The sequence below is a fragment of the Pseudomonas sp. GL-R-26 genome, from assembly GCF_019947365.1.
In the GTDB taxonomy this organism is placed as follows: Bacteria; Pseudomonadota; Gammaproteobacteria; order Pseudomonadales; family Pseudomonadaceae; genus Aquipseudomonas.
In genome coordinates this window covers 69,057-91,337 of record NZ_JAGYGI010000019.1, presented here as the reverse complement: position 1 = coordinate 91,337, position 22,281 = coordinate 69,057, and the positions used below count along the sequence as shown (strand labels likewise).

The window sequence follows — 22,281 nt, the reverse complement described above, 5'->3', positions numbered from 1 at the left end:
GTGAACGCGATGGCAGATCAATCCCTGGTCGGTTACCAGTTCCCCTCGTTCCGCTTCAAGGTCGAGGAAGGCAAGATCGCCGAGTTTGCCAAGGCGATCCTCTGTACCGATGCCTGTTACTTCGACCCCGAGGCGGCGCGTCGGCAGGGCTTCTGCGCCCTGCCGGCACCGCCGACCTTCAGCACCGTCTCCATGCACTGGCACCCCCCGCAGGAAGGCAACCCGCTCAACCTCGACCTCAAGCGCGTACTGGCCGGTGGCAATGAATGGGAATACCTGCGACCGGTGCTGGCCGGCGAGGAATTCACTGTCCGCTCGCATATCGCCGACGTGACCTGCAAGCGGGGCGCCAAGGGCGAGATGACCCTGATCGTGCGCGAGACGGGTTTCTACGACAAACAGGATCAACTGGTGCTGATCGCCCGCAGCACCATCATCGAACTGCCCCCACCGCCGCCCATGGACGAGCACGAGGTACTGCCCACATGAACAGCACAAATCACGACGTTTCGCCTCGTTTCCAGATCGGAGACACCGCCCCCGTGCGCCGTGTCGGGCCGATCACCCGAACCGACATCGTTCGCTACGCCGGCGCCGGTGGTGACTTCAATCCCATCCACCACGACGAGACCTTTGCCCACCGCGCCGGCTACCGCAGCGTATTCGGCCATGGCCTGCTGACGGCTGGCATCCTCTCGGCCTACGCGACTTCCTGGCTGGGCCTGGCGGCGCTGCGCAGGTACTCGGTGCGCTACGTCTCCCAGGTCTGGCCAGGCGACACCCTGATCCTCAGCGGCCGGGTTACCGCCATCGACCCCGAAGGCCCCGACTGCATGCAGGTGAACTGTGAACTGCTGGTGCAGCGCGAAGCAGCCAACGGTCAGCGCCAGGACGTCCTGACGGCAATCGCCGTCGCCACCTACGACACCCCCGGAGGAAGCCTGCATGAATGATGTCCGTGAACCGGCGCCGTACCAGCGCTATCTCGAAGGCCTGGCACGGGGTGCCCTGGCTTATCAGCACTGCCACGACTGCGATCAGGCGGTCTTCTATCTGCGCCCCTGCTGCCCTCATTGCGGCTCGGTGGAACTGGACCTGCGCGACAGCCAAGGGCTGGGCACGCTCTATTCGTCCAGCGTGGTCTACGACAAGGAACACAACTACAACCTCGTGCTGGTGGACCTCGACGAAGGCTTCCGCATGATGAGCACTGTTGCCGGTTGCGATGCACCGCCCATCGGCGCCCGGGTCCGGGCGCGGGTGGAACGCCTCGATGGCCAGGAGCCGCGCGTGGTGTTCGACCTCAACGAAGGAGAACGACCATGACTCACCATGATCTGCGCGGCGCTGCCGCTATCGTCGGGGTCGCCGAATCAGACCTGGGTGACGTCGGGCCACAGCGCTACCCCATCGAACTGGCCGCCCAGGCGGCGGTTCGCGCGTTGAATGACGCGGGCCTGCGCACCCGGGACGTCGATGGCCTGTTCGGCTGTGTCGCCGGCCGTTTCATGTCGAACCTGGACCTGGGTGAATACCTGGGTATCCGCCCCCGTTACAGCGATAGCGGCAATATCGGCGGCAGCTCGTTCCTGTCCTACCTGTTCCACGCGGCGGCGGCCCTCAAGGCCGGGCTCTGCGACACGGCGTTGATCGTCTATGGCAGTACCCCGCGCGCGGATGCCCAACGTCGGCAGCCGCTGAGCGGGCCACTGGAGATGCCGAGCTACGAAGCCCCCTACAAGCCGCGCCACCCGGTGTCCGGCTACGCCCTGGCCACCGCCCGGCACATGCATCAGTACGGCACGACCCGCGAGCAGTTGGCCGCGGTGGCCGTCGCCGCGCGCGCCTGGGCGCAACTCAACCCCGTCGCCTTCTGCCATGACAAAGGGCCGCTCGGTATTACCGACGTGCTGGACAGCAAAATGGTCTGCAGCCCACTCAGCATCCGCGATTGCTGCCTGGTCACCGATGGCGGCGGTGCCCTGGTGGTTACCCGTGCCGATCGCGCACGTGACCTGCCAAGGCCGCCGGTCTACCTGCTCGGCGCGGGCGAAGCGCACTCGCACCGCAGCATTTCCCAGATGCCTGATCTGACCACCACCTGTGCAGTCGAGTCCTCTGCCAGAGCCTACGCCATGGCCGGGGTCAGACCGGCGGACATCGGCGTGCTACAGCTCTACGACGCCTTCACCATCAACACCATCATGTTCCTGGAGGACTTGGGCTTCTGCGCCAAGGGCGAAGGCGGTGCCTTCGTCGCCGATGGCCGCATCGCCCCGGGAGGCGTACTGCCGGTCAACACCAACGGCGGCGGCCTGTCCTACTGCCATCCGGGCATGTACGGCATCTTCGCCCTCATCGAAGCCACGCGGCAGTTGCGCGGTGAGGCCGGAGCACGGCAGCAGGCCGGCGTGGAGCTGGCGCTGGCCCACGGCAACGGCGGTCAGTTCTCCAGCCAGGTCACCGCCATCCTCGGCACGGGAGCAGCGTTATGAGCACTGTCTTGCGCGAACGCCAGGGCGCGGTGCTGCTGGTGACACTCAACCGCCCTGAGGCGTTGAACGCGTTCAATGCCGAGCTGCACCGCGAGCTCAGCGATGCCTGGCACGAGGCCGGTGATTCACAGATTCGCGCGGTGGTGCTGACCGGTTCCGGACGCGGCTTCTGTGCGGGTGCCGACCTCAACGCGCCACCCGCCTCCGGGGCACTGGGTCATAGCACGCTGCGCCACGCACTGAATGCGAACACCCTGGCAATGGCCGCGCTGGACAAGCCTGTCATCGCCGCCGTCAACGGCGCCGCAGCGGGTGCCGGACTCTCGCTGGCTTGCGCCGCCGATATCCGGATCGCGTCCAGCGGCGCCAAGTTCGTACCGGCGTTCGTCGACATAGGGCTGGTCCCGGATGCCGGTGGCAGCTGGTTCATCACCCGGCTGCTGGGTTACGCCCGGGCCTTTTCCTGGCTGGCCAGCAATCGCCGGCTGGGCGCCGAAGAGGCCCGCGAGTGGGGCCTGGTGAGCGAGGTGCTGGCCCCGGAACGGCTGCTGGGACACGCGTTGGAGATGGCCGAGCAACTGGCCACCAAGCCCGGACTCGCAGTTGGGCTGACCAAGCGCCTCCTGGCCCAGGCCGCACGCAACAGCCTGGCTGAGCAACTGGAGGCCGAAGTCACGCTGCAGAACCTTGCAGTCCTTGATCCCGATCGGGCGCGAGCCCGCGCGGCGATGCTGGAAAAGCTCGGGCGCCGCTCAATCCCATAGACAACAAAAACGGAGTTTCCCCATGACCGATTACGGACGTTTTAACAGTATCCTCGCCGAACTCCGGGACCATGTCCTGGTGCTGACCCTCAATCGCCCCGAACGCCTCAACGCCGTAGGAGCCGATATGCATGAAGGCCTCGAAGCCATCCTTGCCGACCTGCGCCACGACACCAGCGTCCGGGCCGTGGTGCTGCAGGGTGCAGGACGGGCCTTCTGTGTCGGTGGCGACGTCAAGGCGTTTGCCGAGACGCCGGCCATCGAGCAGACCCCATGCGAAACCATGGCCCTGGTCACCCGCGGCGCCGGGAACCTGATCGAGCGCTTCCTCGATGTGCCACAGCCGATTATCGCCGCGGTGCAGGGCTACGCCATGGGGCTGGGGGCGACACTGGCCTTGCTCTGCGATGTGGTGCTTATCGCCGACGACGCCCAGATCGCCGACACCCATGTGCCCATGGGCCTGGTCGCAGGCGATGGTGGCGCGCTGGCCTGGCCCCTGGGCATGCCCCTCGGTGCCGCCAAGTACTACCTGATGACCGGCGAGCGACTCAGTGGCAGCGAAGCCGCCCGGCTGGGTCTGGCCTTACGGGCCATGCCGGCCACGGAGCTGCATGATCAGGCGCTGCAGATGGCGGAGCGCATGGCCGCCCTCCCTCCTCTCGCGCTGCAGGGCACCAAGCGCGCGCTGAACCAGATCCTGCGCCAGCGCAGCCAGTTGGTGACCGACTTCGGGCTGCAGCTGGAAGCGGCGACCTTCCTCAGCGCAGATCACAAGGAAGCCTCCAGCGCCTTCGCGCAAAAGCGCCAGCCGGTCTTTCATGGGCGCTGAGCACAGCATGTCCAGAGGCGCTGGAGACACCGGCTGGCTCGGCGGCATTTCCACGGAAGTGCGCTGCCTGTGCGTTATCAGCTTTATCTCCGCCGTGGGCTTCGGCATCCAGTCACCGGCCATTCCGCTGTTCGGCCAGGCGCTAGGGGTGGGCAGCAGCATGATCGGCATGATCATTGCGGCCTTCCCCTTCGCCCGCCTGCTGATGGCTTGGCCAGGCGGCAGGCTGGTCAATCGCTGGGGCGAGTACCGGTTGCTGTGCGGCGGTCTTGGGCTCCTGGCGCTGGGCAGCGTTGCCGCCGGCTTTTCCACTTCCGCCGAGCAGCTGCTGGCATGGCGCGGTCTGTGCGGAATGGGCTCGATCCTTTACAGCGTATCGGCCATGAGCCTCATGCTGCGCACCACCGCCCCCAGCCACCGGGGGCGGGCGGCGGGGCTGTTCATGGGTGCCTATTACGTCGGGACGGTCGCCGGTCCCGCCATCGGCAGCCTGTTCGTGGACATGTCTGTGCGCCTGCCGTTCTTCCTCTACGGAGCCGGAACGGGAACGGCGGCCCTGGTCGCGGCACTGCTGCTGCGCCACCTGCGCCACGGTCACAGCGCGGCGAGCGACTCCGGACAAGCGGCGGTCAGCTTTGGCCAGGCGCTACGCCTGGCCTCTTACCGATCCGCGATCGCCAGCAATTTCGCGATCGGCTTTGCCGTTTACGGGGTCAGGGTTTCCGTCCTGCCGCTGTTCCTGCTGACGGTGCTCAACCAGCCGGCGAAATGGATCGGCATCGGTCTGACTGTCGGTGCTCTGACCCAGACACTGCTACTGCCCAAGGCTGGCCGATGGGTGGACACCTGGGGCCGCAAGCCAAGCCTGATGGTGGGCATGTCCCTGGTACTGAGCAGTTTCCTGCTCATCCAGGGCGGGCAATCGCTGGCAACCTACCTGGGCGGGCTCGCACTGATGGGGCTCGGAACCGCCTTCTGCACCACTGCCGCAGCCGCAGTCGCCGGTGACGCCGCCGATGGCCGTGGGGGTACGGTGATAGCCGGCTACCAGATGGCCGCCGACCTCGGCATGGTCATCGGCCCCATTCTCATCGGGGTGCTCGCCGAGCGGCACTCCTACGCCCTCGCTCTCGGCTGCACCGCCGCTCTGCTGGCACTGGCCGCCTTGACGACACTGGCCATCCCCCACGACAAGAACCTGGGGAGCACCCCATGAGCGAGCGCAGCCAATCGGCCTTGATCCGCGCCAACCTGCAGTTCTCCCGTGAGTTGCGAAGAGGTGGCGGCCGGGTTGTGGGAAGCCTCGGTGCATCTGACCAGGGTGGAGTTCCAACCGCTTACGCAAACCACATCCGCCATAAACCAGCAGGCAATCGCCTGAGCAAGGAGTAGACATGCCAACGGAAATCCAAATGAAAAGCGCCCTTCAGGCCTACATCGACGCCTTCAACCGCAATGACCTGGAAGCCATCACCGCCCTCTACCACGACGACGCAACGGTGGAAGACCCGTACGGCTCGTCGCCGCGCGAGGGCAAGACGCAAATCGTCGAGTTCTACCGCAGCGCCATGGCCAACGGTGCCACCCTGCAGCTCTGCGCACCGGTCCGCGCCTCTCACGGCGATGCTGGCGCAATGGCTTTCGATGCCGTGGTGAAGCTACCCCAGGGCGAAGCGCGGGTGCGGGTCATCGATGTGATGACCTTCGACGAAGCCGGGCTCATCACCTCCATGCGCGCCTATTTCGGCCCAGGCGACATCGAGATCAAGGCCCCCTCCGACAGCCGCAACGACTAGCCAAAGCGATAAGCCGAGACCGCGACGAGGCCCCCCAGCCGCTCGGCGTAAACGCGCCGCGCGGGCTGGTCACCTGCTGCAGCGCAAGCCACCAGCAACGGAAGCAAGTGTTCCTCGCGCGGATGGGCGAAACGCGCCTGCGGTGCCTCGACCCAATGGCACAGGCGTTGACTGCGTTCCTCCGGCGTCCCCATCAGCGTATCGAGCAACCAGTCATCGAATGCCTGCGCCCGCGCAGCCAGGTCCTCTGCAGATGCACGGATATTGTGGAAAGACATGCCGCTGCCCACGATCAACACCCCCTCCTCTCGCAAACCCGCCAGCGCCGCCCCGGCAGTCTGGTGCGCTGCCGGGTCCAGATCGCTGCGCAGTGACAGCTGCAGCATCGGGATATCCGCCTGCGGATAGATCAGTTTGAACGGGATGAACGCACCGTGATCCAGTCCACGTGTGTCGTCGAGCGTTGCCGGTAGCCCTGCGCCGCGCAAGCGTTCGCACACATCCCTGGCCAGCCAGGGTGCGCCGGCGACCGGGTATTGCAGTCGATAGGTGTGCGCCGGGAATCCGCTGTAGTCGTAGATCAGGTCAGGGGCCGGACTGGACGTCAGCGTGAAGCGCTCTGCCTCCCAGTGAGCGGAAACGACCAGGATGGCCTTCGGCCGTTCCGGCAGGCTCGACGCCAGGCCCTGCAGCCATGCCCCCAGTGAATGCCACATCTCGGCCGGGCCGAAGTCCCAGCGCATGAAGAAGCAGGGACCCGCCCCATGAGGAATGAACAGACTCGGAAGGCTCATTGAAGATGCAACCTCAGGAACAGGAACAGGAACAGGATTGATGACGCTGCTGGCAGAGAGAGCGCCAGGCTCAGGACGCACGCCAGTAACGGGTTGGTTGGCCACCTGTAATTTGTCGCCAGTGTGCGGTCTTCTCAACCCCGGACGCCTCGTCCAGATTGATTACCACGACTCCGTAGTAATGCAGTGATGCAGAAAGAGTGCTGAAACTACTGCATGCGGGTGAGGGCACGCGCCGACACATCCGGCATGATTTGGACAAGCCCGACAAGAGGACAGTCCAATGCCCCCCGTAATCGAACCCACCTCCAGTGCCTCGCAGGAAAAAACGCGACTGCGCCAGCGACTTGCCGAACGTCTCTACAGGGCGCTACGCAATGGCGAGACGATCGAGCCGCTGACCACCACCGATTCGCTGGATATCGAAGATGCGTACCACATCTCACTGGCCATTCTGGAACAGCGTAAAGCCGACGGCGAGCAGGTCATCGGCAAGAAAATCGGAGTGACGAGCAAAGCCGTGCAGGAAATGCTCGGCGTCCACCAACCGGACTTCGGCTTCCTCACCGACCGCATGCATTTCGATAACGATGCCTGCGTCAGCCTTAGCCAGGCCAACCTCATCCAGCCCCGTGCAGAAGGTGAAATCGCCTTCATCCTCAAGCACGACCTGATGGGCCCCGGCGTCACCCTGGGGGATGTGCTGCAAGCCACTGACTCGGTCATGGCCTGCTTTGAGATCGTCGATTCGCGCATCTGCGACTGGAAGATATCCATACAGGACACCATTGCCGACAACGCCTCCTGCGGTGTCTTCGTCCTGGGTAGCCCGCGCGTCTCCCCTGCCGGCCTCGACCTCGCCAATGTCCGCCTGGATATGAAGCGCAACGGAGAGCCACACTCCAGTGGGCTTGGCTCGGCCGTGCAAGGGCACCCAGCCGAGGCCGTGGCCTGGCTGGCCAATACCTTGGGTACCTTCGGCATGCCCCTGCTCGCTGGCGAAATCATCCTGTCGGGATCGCTGGTTCCCCTGGTACCCGTAAAAGCTGGCGACCACTTCGAGCTGACCATTACGGGTATCGGTTGCGCCTCGATTCGCTTCACCGACTGACTCTGCCCTCCCTAGATGCGAGAGAACTGGCCATGACACGCAAAATCAGATGCGCCCTGATCGGACCCGGCAACATCGGTACCGACCTGCTCTACAAACTGCAACGCAGCAAAGTGCTGGAGCCGGTCTGGATGGTCGGGATCGACCCCGAATCCGACGGTTTGAAGCGCGCCCGGGAAATGGGCCTGAACGTCACCTGCGAAGGCGTCGATGGGCTCCTGCCCCACGTCAAGGCCGACGACATCCGGATCGCCTTTGACGCGACCTCCGCCTACGTACATGCCGAGAACTCGCGCAAGCTCAATGAACTGGGCGTGCTGATGATCGACCTCACGCCTGCGGCCATCGGCCCGTACTGCGTGCCACCGGTAAACCTGGCCGATCACTTGGGCAAGCAGGTGCTGAACGTCAACATGGTGACCTGCGGGGGACAAGCGACCATTCCCATGGTCCACGCGGTGTCACGTGTGCAGCCCGTTGCCTATGGCGAGATCGTGGCGACGGTGTCGTCGCGTTCGGTCGGCCCCGGCACCCGCAAGAATATCGACGAGTTCACCCGCACCACTGCCGGCGCGGTGGTCAAGGTCGGTGGAGCCAGGGAAGGCAAGGCGATCATCGTGATCAACCCGGCCGAACCTGCGCTGATCATGCGCGACACCATTCACTGCCTGACCGAAAGCGAACCGGATCGCGAGGCTATCACCCAATCGGTGCACGCAATGATCAAGGAAGTACAGAAGTATGTGCCCGGCTACACGTTGAAAAACGGACCGGTATTCGATGGCAATCGCGTGTCGATTTTCATGGAGGTGGAGGGCCTGGGCGACTACCTGCCCAAGTACGCCGGCAATCTGGACATCATGACCGCGGCCGCCGCCCGTACCGCGGAAATGTTTGCCGAAGACATGCTGAACGCCTAACCACTCTCGAATGGAAATTGCCATGACCTCTTTACGCGGCAAGCAAATCAAACTGCACGACATGTCATTACGCGACGGCATGCACCCAAAGCGCCACCAGATCACCCTGCAGGAGATGGTGGATGTGGCCACCGGCCTGGACGCAGCCGGTGTTCAACTGATCGAAGTCACCCACGGCGATGGCCTGGGCGGCGCCTCCGTCAATTACGGCTTTGCGGCACACAGCGACGAGGAGTACCTGCGGGCGGTCATCGCGCAAATGAAACAGGCCAAGGTATCGGCCCTGCTGCTGCCCGGTATCGGCACCGTCGATCACCTGCAGATGGCACATGACTGCGGCGTACACACCATTCGCGTGGCAACCCATTGCACCGAGGCCGACGTTTCCGAGCAGCACATCCAGTACGGCCGCAAGTTGGACATGGATACGGTCGGTTTCCTGATGATGGCACACATGCTCGACGCCGACGGCTTGGTGAAACAGGCCAAATTGATGGAAAGTTATGGCGCCAACTGTCTCTACATCACGGACTCGGCCGGGTACATGCTGCCCGAAGACGTTCGCGTGCGCATCGACGCGGTTCGCCAGGCGCTGAAACCGGAAACCGAACTGGGCTTCCACGGCCACCACAACCTCGGCATGGGCATAGCCAACTCGCTGGCAGCCATTGAAGCCGGTGCCAATCGCATCGACGGCTCCGCCGCTGGCCTAGGTGCCGGTGCCGGCAACACGCCGCTGGAAGTCTTCAATGCGGTCTGCGATCGCTTGGGCATCATTACGGGCGTGGACGTGTTCAAGCTCGCTGATGTCGCCGAAGAGAAGGTGTTCCCGATGATGGAGCACATCGTCCGGGTCGACCGTGACTCGCTGATGCTAGGGTACGCTGGCGTCTACTCCTCGTTCCTGCTGTTCGCCAAACGTGCCGCAAAGAAGTACGGCGTGCCCTCCCACGAGATCCTGTTGGAACTGGGCCGACGCAAGACTGTCGGCGGCCAGGAGGACATGATCGAGGACCTGGCACTGGACATGGCGCGTGAACGCGCAATCAGCCACTGACGCTGCCAGGTCCCGACATCAGACATCGTTTACCCCTGCCCCCTTACGGGGGCTTTTTTTCCCATGAAATCAATGTCCAGCGCACACGAAATCGCGCAGATCAGGTCCATTTCAATCGACATCCAGCCTGAGCCACAAAAATCTCGTCCATGCCCGCTTTCCTTGGCCCTCACGCAGTTTTGAAATCACCTCGATATCAACAAACATCGTCCGTTCTGACCATGCTGGAAAGTGCTGCACGTTAGACAATTCAAGCCACAGATACGGCTCCCAGTACCAGAGGAAAACGGGCATGAATGACAACGCACAACGCTCACAAGCCGGCCAGCTGAAACATGGCAGTACCACACTGGATCCCCGGGAGTTTCGCCACGCTCTGGGGACGTTCACCACGGGTGTCACCATCATTACAGCTCGCGACCAGGACGATGCCCCCGTCGGCGTAACGGCCAATAGTTTCAACTCTGTGTCCCTGGACCCTCCACTGGTGCTCTGGAGCCTGGCTCGCAAATCACAGAGCCTCGCCACCTTCGAAAACGCCAGCCACTGGGCTGTGCATATCCTCGCCCACGACCAGGGCGAACTCTCGGCGCGTTTCGCCCGTAGCGTCTCCGGGCCGGAGAAGTTCGACGGAATCGAGTACGAGGGCGGCCTGGGCTCGGCGCCGCTGCTGGCCGGCTGCACCACTCGGCTGCAGTGCCGCACGGCCCATATCTACGATGGCGGCGACCACATCATCCTGGTGGGCGAAGTACTCAAGTTCGACAAGTCCGATACCCCTCCGCTGGTATTCCAGAGTGGCAACTACGCCATCGCCACCAGCACCGCGCAAACCATCATGCCACCTCCTGACGAGGACCCTCGTAACGTCAGCGAAGCCAGCCCCCTTGGCTATTTGCTGGCCAGCGCATACCTGCACTTCTCCGCCAGGACGCAGGAACATGCCTCTGAGCTCAAACTCAACAACATCGAGTACCTGGTCCTCAGTGCACTGGGTACGCGGGAAGGACGCACCTACCACGAGTTGATTTCCCTCGCCGCGTACACCGGACGGGAAGTCGGCCCTGAATCGTTAAACGACCTGGCAGCGAGAGGGTTGATTCGCATCGATGACGAACGCACCTCACCGGACGATGAGGACCACGCGCAAATTTTCCTGACACCTGAAGGCAAGAAAGTCGTCGCTCGCATCATCAGCCAGAGTCAGCAGGTGGAGGAAACGATGATGCGACAGCTCGGAGTCCCCGAGACCATTGCGCTACGTACCCTACTGAGTCGCTTCGTGAGGATCCACAGTCCGCTTATCCCCTATCGCTGGTTCTGAGGCTGTCCCGCTAGCTCTGCGAAAGAAACCTTGATCTCACGGTTCACATCGCTGGAGCTCGCAACACTGAGTCTTTGTATGAACCTGGTACTGAATGCCCAGCATCCGCTGCAATTCACGAATCTGCTTGAGCGCATCGCTCAGCTCGGATGCCGGCAACACTGCTTCACCAGCACTGACCGCCGAGAGGCTACCGTCCTGATACTTTTGCCGATGGCTACGCTGATTGAGCATCGGCTTTAGATAGAACTACGGAAGCTCTGATGGCATCAATTACGTCTCGAGTGAGCGCCATAACTGTCGTTGTACTGACTTCAATCCGACTGATAATGTCTGCTCGCGGGCCCTGTTTCCAGGCAGCGCTTGCATAAAAAATATCTTGAGATGCTAGGCGATGGCTCTCGCTTTCATAGGAGCGAATCAGGTGATAGCTGTCACAATCATGTAATGAGCCGCCATAAGAAACGACATCTATGCCAGCTTCCAGGTGAAGCGGAACACTTACATTCTGCATTATTCGATGAAAATCCAATCCCGATCCTGGCTTCAAGGTGTACATCAGGATTTCAATAATTCGAGTCATTCCAAGTCTTCCATGTGGAGTTTCAACGTGAGCATCCGTACATCCCAGCTTACGTTATTTGGCTGGAGTCCAGTTGTGCGGCAGCAGCTGCGTAATCTCACTCGCCCGCTGCGTCGGCAATCGAAGGCTGTCTGTGTGGACGTTCAATGCACGAGCCACGCGCCTGTACACAGAGTTGGGGTTTGAGACACGTGCACTCGAGATGGGAATGCGCGTGCAGGGGGGATTCCCTTCATATGAGCGACCGCAACGGGTCGGTTTCAGCCGGTCGTGGCAGGCAGAAATCGGCCAAAAGCAGGCATCTCCTTGCAGCAATCCATATGCTCACATTTCAACCTGCGCGATCGTCTGGATCAGCCCGCATGCCAACGGCTCCAAATTCAATTGGGGCTTTTATGTAGAACAAGGAAATTTCCTCGGCCTCAAGGCGCTCAAACAAGCGAGTGAACTCTTCTTCAGTAATTGCCAGACGGATCTCGGTTGGCTGATCAGCCAGCTCAAAAAAATGCGAGGAATGCAGTTTTCCCGAATGTCCGAAGCCTTCAATACCGGTTGCCAGAGTGGCTCCACGCAGCCCCATTTCTTTGGCCAGATCGACAAGCCAGTCACCGAGCATTTTTCCATGATGACGGCGGTTCTGTTGGGTAAAGAAAATCACCAGAAACCCTTTCATGACTGATCACCTCTTTAGCGTGTGCCAAATTGAAACGAGAGAAGCCCTGCGGCAGTCATCACCAGTGAGCCAGCGACGTGGAGCGATATGGCACCAATCGCCCAAAACAATCTGCCCTCCTGAATCAAGGTGACAGTTTCAGCTGAGAACGTAGAGAAGGTTGTCAGCCCCCCACAGAAGCCGGTGATGATCAGTAGTCGCCATTCGGGACTCAGCGATGGCGTTGCTGCCAGGAAGGCAATCGCTAAACCGATGATGTATCCCCCAACCATGTTGGCAATCAGGGTGCCCGGCGGAACAGTTGGGAACAGGGCATTGAGTTTGATACCCAGCAACCAGCGTAACCAGGCTCCAAGTGATGCGCCGATAGCGATAACGAGCAATGACTTCAGCATAGCTGCGCGTCTCCTATCGGCATGAACAGGCGAGAAATCTCTGACAACTGGATGAACAGATGGGGGATGAACGGGGAGATTGAAATCACGATCCTGTCCTAAGTTGGAGGACAGGGCGACATACCTACGCACCCTGTCCAGGGTTCACGTAGGCATCATCAGCATCAGGCTATCAGGCGTGTCATCGACCACCAGCAGGGTCGGCGGACTGTAATGACGCTGTTCGGCACTCATGACGGGTGGCCCCCTTGCCGGAAATAGACATCCCGAGGCAATACTTCCACTGTCGCCCCGGCGCAAGAGAGCTTAGCTGCTGTTCTCCAGGGCTGCCCGGCGTCGAGCCCGAACCTGAAGCCTCAGCCATTGCCCTCATATTGCGGGTCAATAGTCTGTTTGAGGTATTACCCGGGGCTGCCCTTGATTGACTATGACGCCGAGGATTTTCGGTCATCCGGATGCACCAGGCAGCACGACCGCTGCGCCATCCATCAACCGCAACGAGGAGCTTGATAGCTGTGGAAAAAGTCATCTATCTGCTGTGGCGTGATACTCAAGTCAGTCCTGATACCTTCGCCCGTCGCCTGCGCAGTGAGGTCGCCGGGCAATTGCAGGCACTCGGTGCCCGTGGTGTGCAATTGAACCTGGCCGATGCCGATGTGCAGCCAGCCGCCGGCCTGCGCCAGGAAAACAACCGGCCATTGCCCGATGGTAGCCTGTCGCTGTGGCTGGACAGTGCCAACGGGCCGGCTCGTCTCCCGTTCGACCAATTGATCAGCGCGGCAACCGCGCGCATGGCCGCCTACCTGGTCTGCGAGTCGGTCGCCATCGCCAATACTCGCTTCCCTGCAACACCCGGTGAGCGTACCCACGGGTTTGCCCAACTGGCCCTGCTGACCCGCCCTCCACGCCTGACCCCAGAGGCCTGGCTGGACATCTGGCGCAACCATCACACGGCAGTGGCCGTGGACACGCAAGCCAACTTCCAGTACGTGCAAAACCTGGTGGTGTCGGCACTGACCCACGGCGCCCCACGGATCGATGCCATCGTCGAAGAGTGTTTTCCGCCAGCGGCCATGACCGATCCCATGGCCTTTTTCGATGCGGCGGGAGACGAAGCAAAATTCCAGCGCAACCTGGCGGCGATGATGGACAGCTGCAGCCACTTCATCGATTTCGACAAGATCGACGTGCTGCCCACCAGCCAGTACTGTCTGTAGGAGCGGGAAATCGTCATGCGTGAAGCGTGTCAGGGCCCAGCCTCCGGGCCCTGATGCTCAAACCTGCTTCAAGGCGCCATCGAACGCTGGCGTCAATCCCGACAACTCCAGCTTGCGCACAAAGTCGCCGAGGCGCTGCTGCTTGTAGGCGTCCACGTCCATGTCTCGGTAGTCGTAGAAACCCTGGCCATCGCGCAAGCCATTGCGGCCGTTTTGCATGTTGTCGGCGATCACCTGTGGCGACTCGAAGCGCGGTGACAGCGCTCCACTCAGGTAACGCGAGGCGTAGTACAAAATGTCGCCGCCGCCCCAGTCGATGAACTCAAGCAGGCCCAGCACCGAGAAGCGCAAACCAAACCCGACGCGTACCGCCGTGTCGATATCTTCTGCGCTGGCCACGCCCTCTTCCACCATCCGTGCGGCTTCGTTCATCACCAATGCCTGGATGCGCGGCACGATGTAGCCAGCCACCGGATTGCACACCACGGGCACCTTGCCGATACGCTTGAGCAGTTGCAGCAACCGTTCGACCACCTGCGGGCAGGTCGCTTCGCTGCGGCTGACTTCCACCAGCGGCATCAGGTACGCCGGATTGAGCCAGTGCGCGTTCACAAAGCGCTGCGGCTCACTGACCATTTCGCTCAACTCGGTGACCAGAAACGTCGAGGTGGTCGACGCGATGATGGTCGATGCCGGGACATGCTCGCTGACCCAGGCGAAGGTCTGCTGCTTGACCGCGATGACTTCCGGTACCGCTTCGAACACCAGGTCGCACTGGCGCAAAGCTTCTACGGCCTCTGATCTGGATTGCAGCGTCAACCGGGACAATGCGATGTCCGCCTGTTCCAGTTGGAGCACGCCGAGTCTTACCAGCATCTGCAATTCGCTGCGGATGTTGTTGCGCACACGCTCGAAGTAGCCGTGCCGCTCTTCCTCGGCGCGATCCTTGATATCGATGAGGGTCACCGGCAGGCCCGCATGGATGAACGCCAGGGCAATGCCCTCGCCCATCCGGCCAGCGCCGACCACGCTGACTTGGGGCAGCGCGGCGTTCATCAGTTGTAGCCCTTGGTCAGCAGTTCGGTCATCTGCGCCCGGTTCAGCGTGGCCAGACCGAGGTTTTCCAGGGTGCGGCCCTCGGCGTAGAGATCACGACCCGCGACGACCGAGGCAATGCTCAGCAAGCCCTGCGCCACCGGAGTCGGCACACCGGCCCAGCGGCCGACGGACACCAGGAAGGACAGGCCCAGGCGGGTATCTTCGAGCATGTAGCGATGTTTCTGCAGGTCGATGTCTTCGCGCCAGTCACCGCTGTCGGTCAGCTTGCCGTGGGCACCGCGACCGTACATCCACTCATCGCCTTCGGTGGTGTTGTAGTGATCGGCCAGCGGGAAGTGCGGCGCGCCGTAGGTCAGTGCTTCGCGCACGGCCATGCGCTCGGCATCCAGTTGGTTGGTCACGCGACGAATCGACGGTTGGGTGCCTTCGTTGTGAATGTCCCAGGCCTCGAAATGCTCCAGGGGACCTGCGTTCATCATGATCAGCGGCGGGTGGATGATGGGGCCGGCGTTCATGAGCGCACCACTCAGGGCATCTTCAATCGGCTCGACGCTCGGGTAGGCTTCACGCAGCACCGCAAAAGCATGCTCGGACAGATTGCTGGGGAATACGCCGGTCGGCAGGCGGGTGGCGTAGCCGCTGATCACCAGGTCGCTGGCGCCGTGTTTGCGTACCAGGTACGGCAGCGTGCCGGTTTCAGCGAAGGCAACCTTGCTCCGGTTGCCCGCATCGGCCATGGCCTTGGCAAACACGAAGCTGCCGAAAGTGCCCGGCGGCAGGAACACCACCTGACCGTCGTGCAGGTGCGGCGCCACGTGTTTGGCCAGGTCTTCGTGGGAGGTCGACGGCAGCGGGATGATCACCAGTTGCGCATCGCCCAGGGCTTCGGCCAGGTCGTCGGTGAACGACAGCTTGTCGCCCTGCTTTCCGACGGACAATTTGCGAGTGCCCTTGTAGTCCTTGATGGTCAGGCTGCCGATGGCCAGCAGTTCCTTGAGCGCGGCGGAGTCTCTACGCCACAGGCGGGTCTGGTGCCCCTTTTCAGCCATTTCGACAGCAGCGGCGTAACAGCCGTGACCACCACCCAGCACAGTAATATTCATGCAGATACTCCTTTTTGTTAGAGACTCGATCCTATCGAGCCGCACCGCCACAGACTCATCCGATTGCGCAGCCGAATGACGGATTGCGCAGGAGTCTCAGTGCTTCTGCCGCCGCAGTGTGTCCGACGGCAGACAGCCATAGCGATGCCGATAGGCGCTGGAGAAATGCCCGAAACTGTTGATGCCATGACGCAACAGGATATCGGTGACGGTTTCACCGGCCCTGCCCTGTTTGAGCGACTCGTGGATCACCGCCAGGCGCCGGTCGCGGATGTACTCGACCGGCGCCTGCTGGAGGAACTGGTTGAAGCCGTTCTGCAAGGTGCGCACCGAGACGCCACACAGCTCGCTCAAGGTCGTCAGGCTGATCGGTTCGTCGAGGTGTTCCTCGATGTAGTCACGGGCCTTCTTCACGTGGTGCGGCAGCGGCGCGCGCGAATCGATCAACAGATCCGCCGAGTAGTTGTGCGGCAACTGTGTGAGCAGCAGTTGCATCAGGTATTCGGACAGGCCGCTGGCGAGGCGCGAACCGTCCACGCCGCTGCCGTACAACCGGCAAATGTAATCCAGGGTGTGATAGAGGCTGACGACGCCGGCGCCCAGGTGGTCGACGCTGACATCAAAGATCACCGACTGCCGCAGGCTGCGGCCGAGCATGCGCTGCAGTTGGGTCTCCAGGGCATCACGGTCGACGCGCAGGATCAGGTTGCGGCACTCGCCATCGGTGACGATGCGGCTTTGCGCGAACGGCGAGGAAACGCTCAGATAGCCCGACTGCATCGCCGCCCTGCGCCGCCCATGGGCAACCTCGCAATGCCCCTGCAAGGTAATGCGAAACAGGTACTGATCGGCAATGTCGCCGATGGTGATCTCCACCGGTGCGCCATAGCGCAGGTCGAGCAGCGCCGAATCGCCGAAGAATACGCCGTTGAGCCGAGTGTAAATGGGCTCGTCACGCAGCACGTTGAAGCTGTGCGGGCACAGGTATTGGCTGACCTTATCCTTGATCTCGCGGTAATCGGCCGAGCTGAGCAGGCTGTGCCGTTCCAACAGGTGTACATCATTCAACATCAAGGGTTCTCCTGACCTGGAGCACCTCGGCCCCGCTCCCTTTAACAGGAGCGAGGCCGGGGCGCCGATCGTGGACTATGACCAATCAAGCCCGGGTTGGGTGCTCACGGGCATAGCTTTCGCGGAAATGACGGCAACCACGCCATAGTAGAAGTACGGTCAACGCCGATGCGCCACAGATCACCAGCGACATCGACGACCCCACCGCCGCGGGCGAGCCGAAGTAGCGGTCGGTCAGCAGCGCCACCAGCGTAGTGCCCAGGCCCAGACCCAGCAGATTGCTGATCAGCAGGAACACGGCCGAGACCTGTGCGCGCACCTGGTTCGGCGCGAGGATCTGCATCGCCGCCGTGGACGCTGGCATCGGGAACGAGGCGAAGAACATCGCTGGCACCAACAGGGTCACCGACAGCCACAGTTGATCGACTTGCGGGAACAGCACGGCCGGCACCGCCATGCCGAGGGCACCAATGACGCCAGTGCGCATGGCAGCGTCCTGATGACCTTTCTTGGCCAGATAATCGGTGAGCCATCCACCGAACAGTACCCCGGCGGTGTTGGCCACCAACAGCACGGTGCCGAGCATGTAGCCCGCCTCCATCGGCGACAGGCCGAACTTGCGGATGTACAGCGCCGGGCTCCAGCTCATCAAGCAGAACAGGGCCATGGCGTAGAACGAAAAGCCCAGATAGTGACAGGTGAAGGTGGCACGGTGGCGGCCGAGAAAACGCAAGCCATCGCTCATCGCGACCTTCTTCGCCCGCCCCTGCGCATCCACCTGCAGCCCCTTGCGCGCCGGGTCGCGCACGGTGAGCCAGATCAACAGGCCGACCACGAGACCGGGCAAGCCGACGATGAAGAACGCCAGCTGCCAGGCCTTCATCGCACCGAGAAAGGCGACCTCGATGGTGTTCATGTCCTTGAGCATCGCGATCACATAGCCGCCCACCAGGAAGGCCAGGCCACCACCGACGAACGAGCCGATCGAGTAGATGCCCACTGCGCGGCCGAGTTTTTCCTTGGGGAACATGTCGCTGAACATCGAGTAGGCCGAAGGCGACAGGGCCGCTTCGCCGACGCCGACGCCAATGCGGGCGAGGAACATGTGCAGGAAGTTCTTGCTCATGCCGCAGGCGGCAGTCGCCAGGCTCCAGAACACCACGCCGACGGCGATGATCTTCGGCCGGGAAAAGCGGTCCGCCAGGTAGGCGATGGGCATGCCCATGAAGGCGTAGAACAACGAAAAGGCCAGCCCGTGCAGCAAGCTGAACTGGGTGTCGCTGATCTGCAGGTCGGCTTTGATCGGTTCGATCATCAGCGCCAGAATCTGCCGATCCACAAATGAAAAGATGTAGGCGATCATGCACAAGCCGACCACGTACCACTCGTAAATGTAGGTTTTCTTCTTCTGCCGTTGCAGGACCGCGTTATCGACCTGGATATTCACTAGTGTTTGCTCCTCTTGGAATCCGCTCATGCGCGCAGCGCGCCGGGTGACGGTGCACAGCACACCGACTGGGAAGTTGCGGGGCAGATGTAAAGGACAAAGGGTTCGAACATGGTCAGGCCTCTTATTGTTATGGGGTCAAACTCTGAATGGACCGGGCTTACCAGAACTTCCAGGTGTAGGTCGTGGCGACACGGAATTCGTTGTAGTCGTAGCCGTACTTCTGTTTCACATCGATGTTGCGCAGGTCCAGCCCCAGGCCTTGTAGCGCCCCGCTCTGTACCACGTAGCTGAGCCCCAGAAAACGTTCGCTTTCCTGGTTGTCGCTCAGGTTGTTGCCACGGTTCCAGTTGGTACCCTTGATGTAGCGGGTGTAGAGCTTCAGCCCCGGCATGCCCATCCCGGCAAAGTCATAGCTGTAGCGCGCGCCCCAGGACTTTTCACCCGGGCGGACAAACCCCAGGGACGACCAGTGCACCAGGTAAGGTTGCGGGATAAAACCGTTCATCGTCGGGAACACGCTGTCACCGAGCATGCGCTGGTAACTGAGGCCAAACATGTGGGCGCCTTTGAGCAAGGTGAACAAGCCACCGTAGGAACGGTTGTCGATCTCACCGTTCAAGGCATTGCCATCTTCATTGTTATTGAAGTAGCGCAAGTCGGTTTTAAGTTTGTAGCCATTACCCAAGTCAGCCATATGCATCAGGCCGAAATAGTGTTGCTGATAAATATCGTGCAACACGCCATAAAAATAACTGGCTTGCAGGTTCTTGGTAATGTCGTAAGTTGCGCCGCCGAAGTCCAGGCCGTCACTGTCGAGATTATCGGTGGAGCCAAACTTGTACAGTTTCTCGTGGTTGGAAGACTCCCGTGTCACGGCAGACCAGAACCGGCCACCGGTCATTGTCAACCCATCGACTTCCTTGGACTCGACCACCGCCCCTTGATAGATCGTATCCAGTTGCCGACTGGTGTCATCGTACGCCACCGGCAATTGTGGGCGAAGGTCACCCACCTTCAACTCGGTCTTGCTGTAGCGCATTTTGAAGGTTGCACCGGCGCGACTGTAATCATCGGCCGTCTGCTGGTCGTGGACGCTGAAGGGCAGCGAACCGTCGTTGCCCGACGAATCCAGGCGCACGGCGTATTGCGCATCCACATCAAGACCGATCGCCAGGGCCGTATCGGTGTAACCGGAAGTAAACTGCGCATCGAAACCCTGAGACCAACTATGCACTTGCGAAAACGGCGCATTGGTATTGGTGTAGTTGCGGTGCAAGTAGAAGTTGCGCGTATCCACTTTCAAGTGACTGTCATCAACAACATCGGCATAGGCTGCCAATGGCGAACAGATAATTCCCAACACGCTGGCAATACCGAGCCCACGGCAAGATTGTTTTACCTGAAACATCTAACTTCTCCACATCTGTATGTGCTGGGCACTGTATTTATAGGAGCAGATTTGAACTAAAAACTAAAAATGCCGGCAGCCGAACACCGAGCCTTCTTGCGCAGGAAGGCGGATTGCATCAGGGATATAAAGGACGATGGGTTCGAGCATTGTCAGGCCTATTGTTGTTATGGGGTAAAACGCCAAGCGGGCTCAATGGAACAGTCCGCCACGACGACACGCCTCTTGTCTACCCAAGGTAAGCCAGCAGGCGCCGCGCCGATATCGAGATGAACAGCATCCGTAGGGGGGAAAACTTCAACCCGGCTAAAGGTTTCCCTTAGTCGACTCAAAAGCGCAGGGCACACAGTGGGAGATGGCAAGCCTGTATTGCATAAGCCTTCCTTCAGCGAGGTCTTGTTGTTGGATGGGCCCTAAACTAGCGATTGCACTGCCCGCCAACCTCCCCGATTGCGCAGGCGATTCTCCAATTGCGCAGCCTGATGCAGACAGCCTGAGCGCTGCCGCCACGGTGCAAACTGCGTATCGTCGAAGTACAAGCCAACTACAGCCTGGTGCCCTGCCTGAAAGCATGATTCATCTGCGTGAAAATCAGTCATGACATGTCATGACCTCCTTCAGAAACGGACTTTGACCAACAAATACGGGGGTTAAAGGACGAATGGTCGAGAGGCGTCAAGCGCGGGGAATTGCCGGGAGTTTGCAGCCACTACAGGCTTTTCAATCGGGCGCGTTCGTCGCGGTGAAATGAACTTCACTTTCACCACGTGTCACATTAGGTCCTTGTCAAGCAAACGTCAGTGGAGGTACAGCCTTATGAGCATGGCCACAATCGTCAGTGCAGTGATTTCCAGTCTCGCACCCAGTGTCTTCGACCAGAACAGCCTGCAAGAACCCGGCGCGCATGTCTCCGCCGTCGAATACCACTACGGAATGGAGATCGATGTGAAGCGGGTATTGCAGCGCACCGATACATCCGACAAGACCGGCGTGGTACCGGTGACCCTGGTCTACGAAGACAGCGAAGGCGAGGTTCACAAGATCCGTTTCCTCGAATGGGGTGGAAGCCCCGCCGACCCAACCAGCATTGCCTGATCAACCAGTCGATCGGGTTCCGGGCCTCTCAGCCCCCCAGAAGCGGAAGTTAAACCTCATATGCACTTAGTGCGGATGATGTTTTTTGTTACCTGAAAATGGACATGATCGAATGACTAATAGTTCATTCGCGAAACTCACTATTATCTTGACGGCATAATGTCGCAAGATTAACTGATAACAATTGCTGGATCTAAATGGCAGTCAGCAACGGTAAATCCCAATCAAGCCGTGCCGAAAGCCAAGTTGATTCACTATTGAAGCCAAGAGGTCACCATGGAACTTAGTATGTTCTCTTCGTCCACCGTGGAATATGTGCGTTTGGGCGTTGTATATTTTCATCTTATCGCCTGCTGCGTTGCAATCGGGCTGGTTTTGACCAGTGATATTGCAATGGTCAAGCAACTCCTGAAGGGGGATGCGTCAGGTCACCAAGATGACGCGCACATGGAAAGCCTTCAAAAAACCGTATCGCTTGCACTTGTAGCGCTTTGGATTACGGGCATTGGCATTGTCGGGATCGATTATGCCGGCAAGGGGATGGAGTATTTCCTCAATCCAAAATTGCAAGCCAAGATTGGCATCGTTGTGCTGCTGACCTTTAACGGCTACCTGTTGCATAGCGCTGTATTGCCGGCGCTGAAAAAAGCCGGTTCGTTACTCAAACTCTCCTTCAGCCTGCGCATGCTGGCGCTGTTCTCCGGCGCCCTCTCTGGCGTGTCGTGGTTCTATGCCGCCATGCTGGGTGTTGGTCGTCCGCTGGCCTGGAAGTACTCGCTGGTGGAGTTGCTGGCAGCCTATCCGGTTCTCATCGTCGGCGGCTTTGGGGCGATGGTACTGCTCACTGCCTGGGCAAAAAGCAGAGACGCCGAAGCGCGTAAGGAGCAAGGCACCTGGTCAGCAGGAAACGCCGCCCTGGCTGGATGGTGAAGCCAGGTTGAACAAGGACGTTCAGCTTTAGCCAGTAAATCCCGCTGTTAGCAGTTCACACAAACCCGGCTGACAGAAGTGTGCAGCCTCTAGCCTCGCTGGTAGCACCCAAGGTGCTGCCAGCGCCGGTTTGACCAAGATCCCGCCTACACCCAATCCAGTGTGTTGAATCCGCCTCGACAGCACGAGCATTATGCTCCGTCG

General features: G+C 60.8%; 24 protein-coding genes and 1 pseudogene. 16 read left to right on the top strand and 9 right to left on the bottom strand.

What is annotated here, in order from left to right:
- The first annotated feature begins 9 nt into the window (after positions 1 to 9).
- The 8 genes from KGA96_RS20005 (at position 10) to KGA96_RS19970 (ending at position 5,887) form a co-directional block, all read left to right on the top strand.
- Positions 10 to 489 carry a MaoC family dehydratase N-terminal domain-containing protein gene (locus KGA96_RS20005; RefSeq protein WP_223514543.1) on the top strand — a complete coding sequence of 160 codons (480 nt, stop codon included), beginning with the start codon at positions 10 to 12 and terminating at the stop codon, positions 487 to 489.
- Complete coding sequence (locus KGA96_RS20000) at positions 486 to 953, top strand: MaoC/PaaZ C-terminal domain-containing protein (protein ID WP_046038225.1); 468 nt, start codon at positions 486 to 488, stop codon at positions 951 to 953. Before KGA96_RS20005 ends, KGA96_RS20000 begins: the two co-directional genes overlap by 4 nt.
- Entirely contained in the window at positions 946 to 1,326 is a 381-nt protein-coding gene (locus KGA96_RS19995) for a Zn-ribbon domain-containing OB-fold protein (RefSeq protein ID WP_046038227.1), read from the top strand. The genes KGA96_RS20000 and KGA96_RS19995 overlap by 8 nt, the downstream gene beginning before the upstream one ends.
- Positions 1,323 to 2,495 (top strand): acetyl-CoA acetyltransferase, encoded by a 1,173-nt coding sequence (locus KGA96_RS19990; protein WP_046038229.1) that lies wholly within the window; start codon positions 1,323 to 1,325, stop codon positions 2,493 to 2,495. Before KGA96_RS19995 ends, KGA96_RS19990 begins: the two co-directional genes overlap by 4 nt.
- A complete protein-coding gene (locus KGA96_RS19985; protein WP_046038230.1) occupies positions 2,492 to 3,259 on the top strand; it encodes an enoyl-CoA hydratase/isomerase family protein in 768 nt (255 codons plus the stop codon). The genes KGA96_RS19990 and KGA96_RS19985 overlap by 4 nt, the downstream gene beginning before the upstream one ends.
- Before the next feature lie 79 nt (positions 3,260 to 3,338).
- Complete coding sequence (locus KGA96_RS19980) at positions 3,339 to 4,091, top strand: enoyl-CoA hydratase/isomerase family protein (RefSeq protein ID WP_259674426.1); 753 nt, start codon at positions 3,339 to 3,341, stop codon at positions 4,089 to 4,091.
- Between the two features lie 7 nt (positions 4,092 to 4,098).
- Positions 4,099 to 5,307, top strand: coding sequence for an MFS transporter (locus KGA96_RS19975; protein WP_185754742.1), 1,209 nt, complete (start codon positions 4,099 to 4,101; stop codon positions 5,305 to 5,307).
- A 196-nt stretch (positions 5,308 to 5,503) separates the two neighbouring features.
- On the top strand, positions 5,504 to 5,887 hold the full coding sequence (locus KGA96_RS19970; protein WP_223465059.1) for a nuclear transport factor 2 family protein: 384 nt from the start codon (positions 5,504 to 5,506) through the stop codon (positions 5,885 to 5,887).
- Here KGA96_RS19970 and KGA96_RS19965 read toward each other — a convergent pair.
- Positions 5,884 to 6,681, bottom strand: coding sequence for a DODA-type extradiol aromatic ring-opening family dioxygenase (locus KGA96_RS19965; protein WP_046038236.1), 798 nt, complete (start codon positions 6,679 to 6,681; stop codon positions 5,884 to 5,886). The genes KGA96_RS19970 and KGA96_RS19965 overlap by 4 nt on opposite strands.
- Before the next feature lie 283 nt (positions 6,682 to 6,964).
- Here KGA96_RS19965 and KGA96_RS19960 point away from each other — a divergent pair, with 283 nt between their 5' ends.
- From KGA96_RS19960 to KGA96_RS19945, 4 genes are all read left to right on the top strand, one after another.
- Positions 6,965 to 7,792 (top strand): fumarylacetoacetate hydrolase family protein, encoded by an 828-nt coding sequence (locus tag KGA96_RS19960; protein WP_080925268.1) that lies wholly within the window; start codon positions 6,965 to 6,967, stop codon positions 7,790 to 7,792.
- Between the two features lie 32 nt (positions 7,793 to 7,824).
- The gene (locus KGA96_RS19955; RefSeq protein WP_046038238.1) at positions 7,825 to 8,712 is read left to right on the top strand and encodes an acetaldehyde dehydrogenase (acetylating); all 888 of its coding nucleotides are present in this window, start codon (positions 7,825 to 7,827) and stop codon (positions 8,710 to 8,712) included.
- 22 nt (positions 8,713 to 8,734) lie between these two features.
- Positions 8,735 to 9,769: a 4-hydroxy-2-oxovalerate aldolase gene (gene dmpG, locus KGA96_RS19950; protein ID WP_046038239.1), complete on the top strand. Its 1,035-nt coding sequence runs from the start codon at positions 8,735 to 8,737 to the stop codon at positions 9,767 to 9,769.
- A gap of 292 nt (positions 9,770 to 10,061) precedes the next feature.
- Positions 10,062 to 11,093 carry a flavin reductase gene (locus KGA96_RS19945; RefSeq protein ID WP_046038241.1) on the top strand — a complete coding sequence of 344 codons (1,032 nt, stop codon included), beginning with the start codon at positions 10,062 to 10,064 and terminating at the stop codon, positions 11,091 to 11,093.
- Between the two features lie 217 nt (positions 11,094 to 11,310).
- Here the strand turns inward: KGA96_RS19945 and KGA96_RS19935 are convergent, their stop codons facing one another.
- Complete coding sequence (locus KGA96_RS19935; RefSeq protein ID WP_223514539.1) at positions 11,311 to 11,676, bottom strand: NIPSNAP family protein; 366 nt, start codon at positions 11,674 to 11,676, stop codon at positions 11,311 to 11,313.
- Positions 11,677 to 11,800: 124 nt separating this feature from the next.
- Between KGA96_RS19935 and KGA96_RS19930 the strand changes: the two are divergent.
- Positions 11,801 to 11,893 (top strand): annotated as a pseudogene (locus KGA96_RS19930) (GNAT family N-acetyltransferase); the annotation flags it as partial.
- A gap of 114 nt (positions 11,894 to 12,007) precedes the next feature.
- Here the strand turns inward: KGA96_RS19930 and KGA96_RS19925 are convergent.
- Complete coding sequence (locus KGA96_RS19925; RefSeq protein ID WP_080925270.1) at positions 12,008 to 12,349, bottom strand: DUF190 domain-containing protein; 342 nt, start codon at positions 12,347 to 12,349, stop codon at positions 12,008 to 12,010.
- Positions 12,350 to 12,363: 14 nt separating this feature from the next.
- On the bottom strand, positions 12,364 to 12,744 hold the full coding sequence (gene crcB, locus KGA96_RS19920; protein WP_046038245.1) for a fluoride efflux transporter CrcB: 381 nt from the start codon (positions 12,742 to 12,744) through the stop codon (positions 12,364 to 12,366).
- A gap of 515 nt (positions 12,745 to 13,259) precedes the next feature.
- On the opposite strand from crcB, the gene KGA96_RS19915 reads away from it, so the two are divergent.
- The gene (locus KGA96_RS19915; protein WP_046038246.1) at positions 13,260 to 13,961 is read left to right on the top strand and encodes an EthD domain-containing protein; all 702 of its coding nucleotides are present in this window, start codon (positions 13,260 to 13,262) and stop codon (positions 13,959 to 13,961) included.
- Positions 13,962 to 14,018: 57 nt separating this feature from the next.
- On the opposite strand, the gene KGA96_RS19910 is transcribed toward KGA96_RS19915, so the two are convergent.
- From KGA96_RS19910 to KGA96_RS19890, 5 genes are all read right to left on the bottom strand, one after another.
- Positions 14,019 to 15,017 (bottom strand): 3-hydroxybutyryl-CoA dehydrogenase, encoded by a 999-nt coding sequence (locus KGA96_RS19910; RefSeq protein ID WP_046038247.1) that lies wholly within the window; start codon positions 15,015 to 15,017, stop codon positions 14,019 to 14,021.
- Positions 15,017 to 16,123, bottom strand: a complete 1,107-nt coding sequence (locus KGA96_RS19905; protein ID WP_046038248.1) for an NAD/NADP-dependent octopine/nopaline dehydrogenase family protein — start codon at positions 16,121 to 16,123, stop codon at positions 15,017 to 15,019. Before KGA96_RS19905 ends, KGA96_RS19910 begins: the two co-directional genes overlap by 1 nt.
- A gap of 96 nt (positions 16,124 to 16,219) precedes the next feature.
- The gene (locus KGA96_RS19900) at positions 16,220 to 17,194 is read right to left on the bottom strand and encodes an AraC family transcriptional regulator (RefSeq protein ID WP_223514536.1); all 975 of its coding nucleotides are present in this window, start codon (positions 17,192 to 17,194) and stop codon (positions 16,220 to 16,222) included.
- An 85-nt stretch (positions 17,195 to 17,279) separates the two neighbouring features.
- Positions 17,280 to 18,641 carry a spinster family MFS transporter gene (locus tag KGA96_RS19895; RefSeq protein WP_046038251.1) on the bottom strand — a complete coding sequence of 454 codons (1,362 nt, stop codon included), beginning with the start codon at positions 18,639 to 18,641 and terminating at the stop codon, positions 17,280 to 17,282.
- A 160-nt stretch (positions 18,642 to 18,801) separates the two neighbouring features.
- Positions 18,802 to 20,052 (bottom strand): OprD family outer membrane porin, encoded by a 1,251-nt coding sequence (locus KGA96_RS19890; RefSeq protein WP_223514533.1) that lies wholly within the window; start codon positions 20,050 to 20,052, stop codon positions 18,802 to 18,804.
- Between the two features lie 816 nt (positions 20,053 to 20,868).
- Between KGA96_RS19890 and KGA96_RS19885 the strand changes: the two genes are divergently transcribed.
- A complete protein-coding gene (locus tag KGA96_RS19885; protein WP_008001371.1) occupies positions 20,869 to 21,147 on the top strand; it encodes a DUF2790 domain-containing protein in 279 nt (92 codons plus the stop codon).
- A 276-nt stretch (positions 21,148 to 21,423) separates the two neighbouring features.
- Entirely contained in the window at positions 21,424 to 22,077 is a 654-nt protein-coding gene (locus KGA96_RS19880; protein ID WP_223514532.1) for a hypothetical protein, read from the top strand.
- The last annotated feature ends 204 nt before the right edge of the window (positions 22,078 to 22,281 follow it).

Coding starts and splice junctions, on each gene's coding strand:
- KGA96_RS19910 (WP_046038247.1), bottom strand. CDS start 15,017: ATGAACGCCGCGCTGCCCCAAGTCAGCGTGGTCGGCGCTGGCCGGATG.
- KGA96_RS19955 (WP_046038238.1), top strand. CDS start 7,825: ATGACACGCAAAATCAGATGCGCCCTGATCGGACCCGGCAACATCGGT.
- KGA96_RS19970 (WP_223465059.1), top strand. CDS start 5,504: ATGAAAAGCGCCCTTCAGGCCTACATCGACGCCTTCAACCGCAATGAC.
- KGA96_RS19945 (WP_046038241.1), top strand. CDS start 10,062: ATGAATGACAACGCACAACGCTCACAAGCCGGCCAGCTGAAACATGGC.
- KGA96_RS19935 (WP_223514539.1), bottom strand. CDS start 11,676: ATGACTCGAATTATTGAAATCCTGATGTACACCTTGAAGCCAGGATCG.
- KGA96_RS19925 (WP_080925270.1), bottom strand. CDS start 12,349: ATGAAAGGGTTTCTGGTGATTTTCTTTACCCAACAGAACCGCCGTCAT.
- dmpG (WP_046038239.1), top strand. CDS start 8,735: ATGACCTCTTTACGCGGCAAGCAAATCAAACTGCACGACATGTCATTA.
- KGA96_RS19905 (WP_046038248.1), bottom strand. CDS start 16,123: ATGAATATTACTGTGCTGGGTGGTGGTCACGGCTGTTACGCCGCTGCT.
- KGA96_RS19965 (WP_046038236.1), bottom strand. CDS start 6,681: ATGAGCCTTCCGAGTCTGTTCATTCCTCATGGGGCGGGTCCCTGCTTC.
- KGA96_RS19975 (WP_185754742.1), top strand. CDS start 4,099: ATGTCCAGAGGCGCTGGAGACACCGGCTGGCTCGGCGGCATTTCCACG.
- crcB (WP_046038245.1), bottom strand. CDS start 12,744: ATGCTGAAGTCATTGCTCGTTATCGCTATCGGCGCATCACTTGGAGCC.
- KGA96_RS19880 (WP_223514532.1), top strand. CDS start 21,424: ATGGAACTTAGTATGTTCTCTTCGTCCACCGTGGAATATGTGCGTTTG.
- KGA96_RS19885 (WP_008001371.1), top strand. CDS start 20,869: ATGAGCATGGCCACAATCGTCAGTGCAGTGATTTCCAGTCTCGCACCC.
- KGA96_RS19960 (WP_080925268.1), top strand. CDS start 6,965: ATGCCCCCCGTAATCGAACCCACCTCCAGTGCCTCGCAGGAAAAAACG.
- KGA96_RS19900 (WP_223514536.1), bottom strand. CDS start 17,194: ATGTTGAATGATGTACACCTGTTGGAACGGCACAGCCTGCTCAGCTCG.
- KGA96_RS19890 (WP_223514533.1), bottom strand. CDS start 20,052: ATGTTTCAGGTAAAACAATCTTGCCGTGGGCTCGGTATTGCCAGCGTG.
- KGA96_RS19985 (WP_046038230.1), top strand. CDS start 2,492: ATGAGCACTGTCTTGCGCGAACGCCAGGGCGCGGTGCTGCTGGTGACA.
- KGA96_RS20005 (WP_223514543.1), top strand. CDS start 10: ATGGCAGATCAATCCCTGGTCGGTTACCAGTTCCCCTCGTTCCGCTTC.
- KGA96_RS19990 (WP_046038229.1), top strand. CDS start 1,323: ATGACTCACCATGATCTGCGCGGCGCTGCCGCTATCGTCGGGGTCGCC.
- KGA96_RS20000 (WP_046038225.1), top strand. CDS start 486: ATGAACAGCACAAATCACGACGTTTCGCCTCGTTTCCAGATCGGAGAC.
- KGA96_RS19995 (WP_046038227.1), top strand. CDS start 946: ATGAATGATGTCCGTGAACCGGCGCCGTACCAGCGCTATCTCGAAGGC.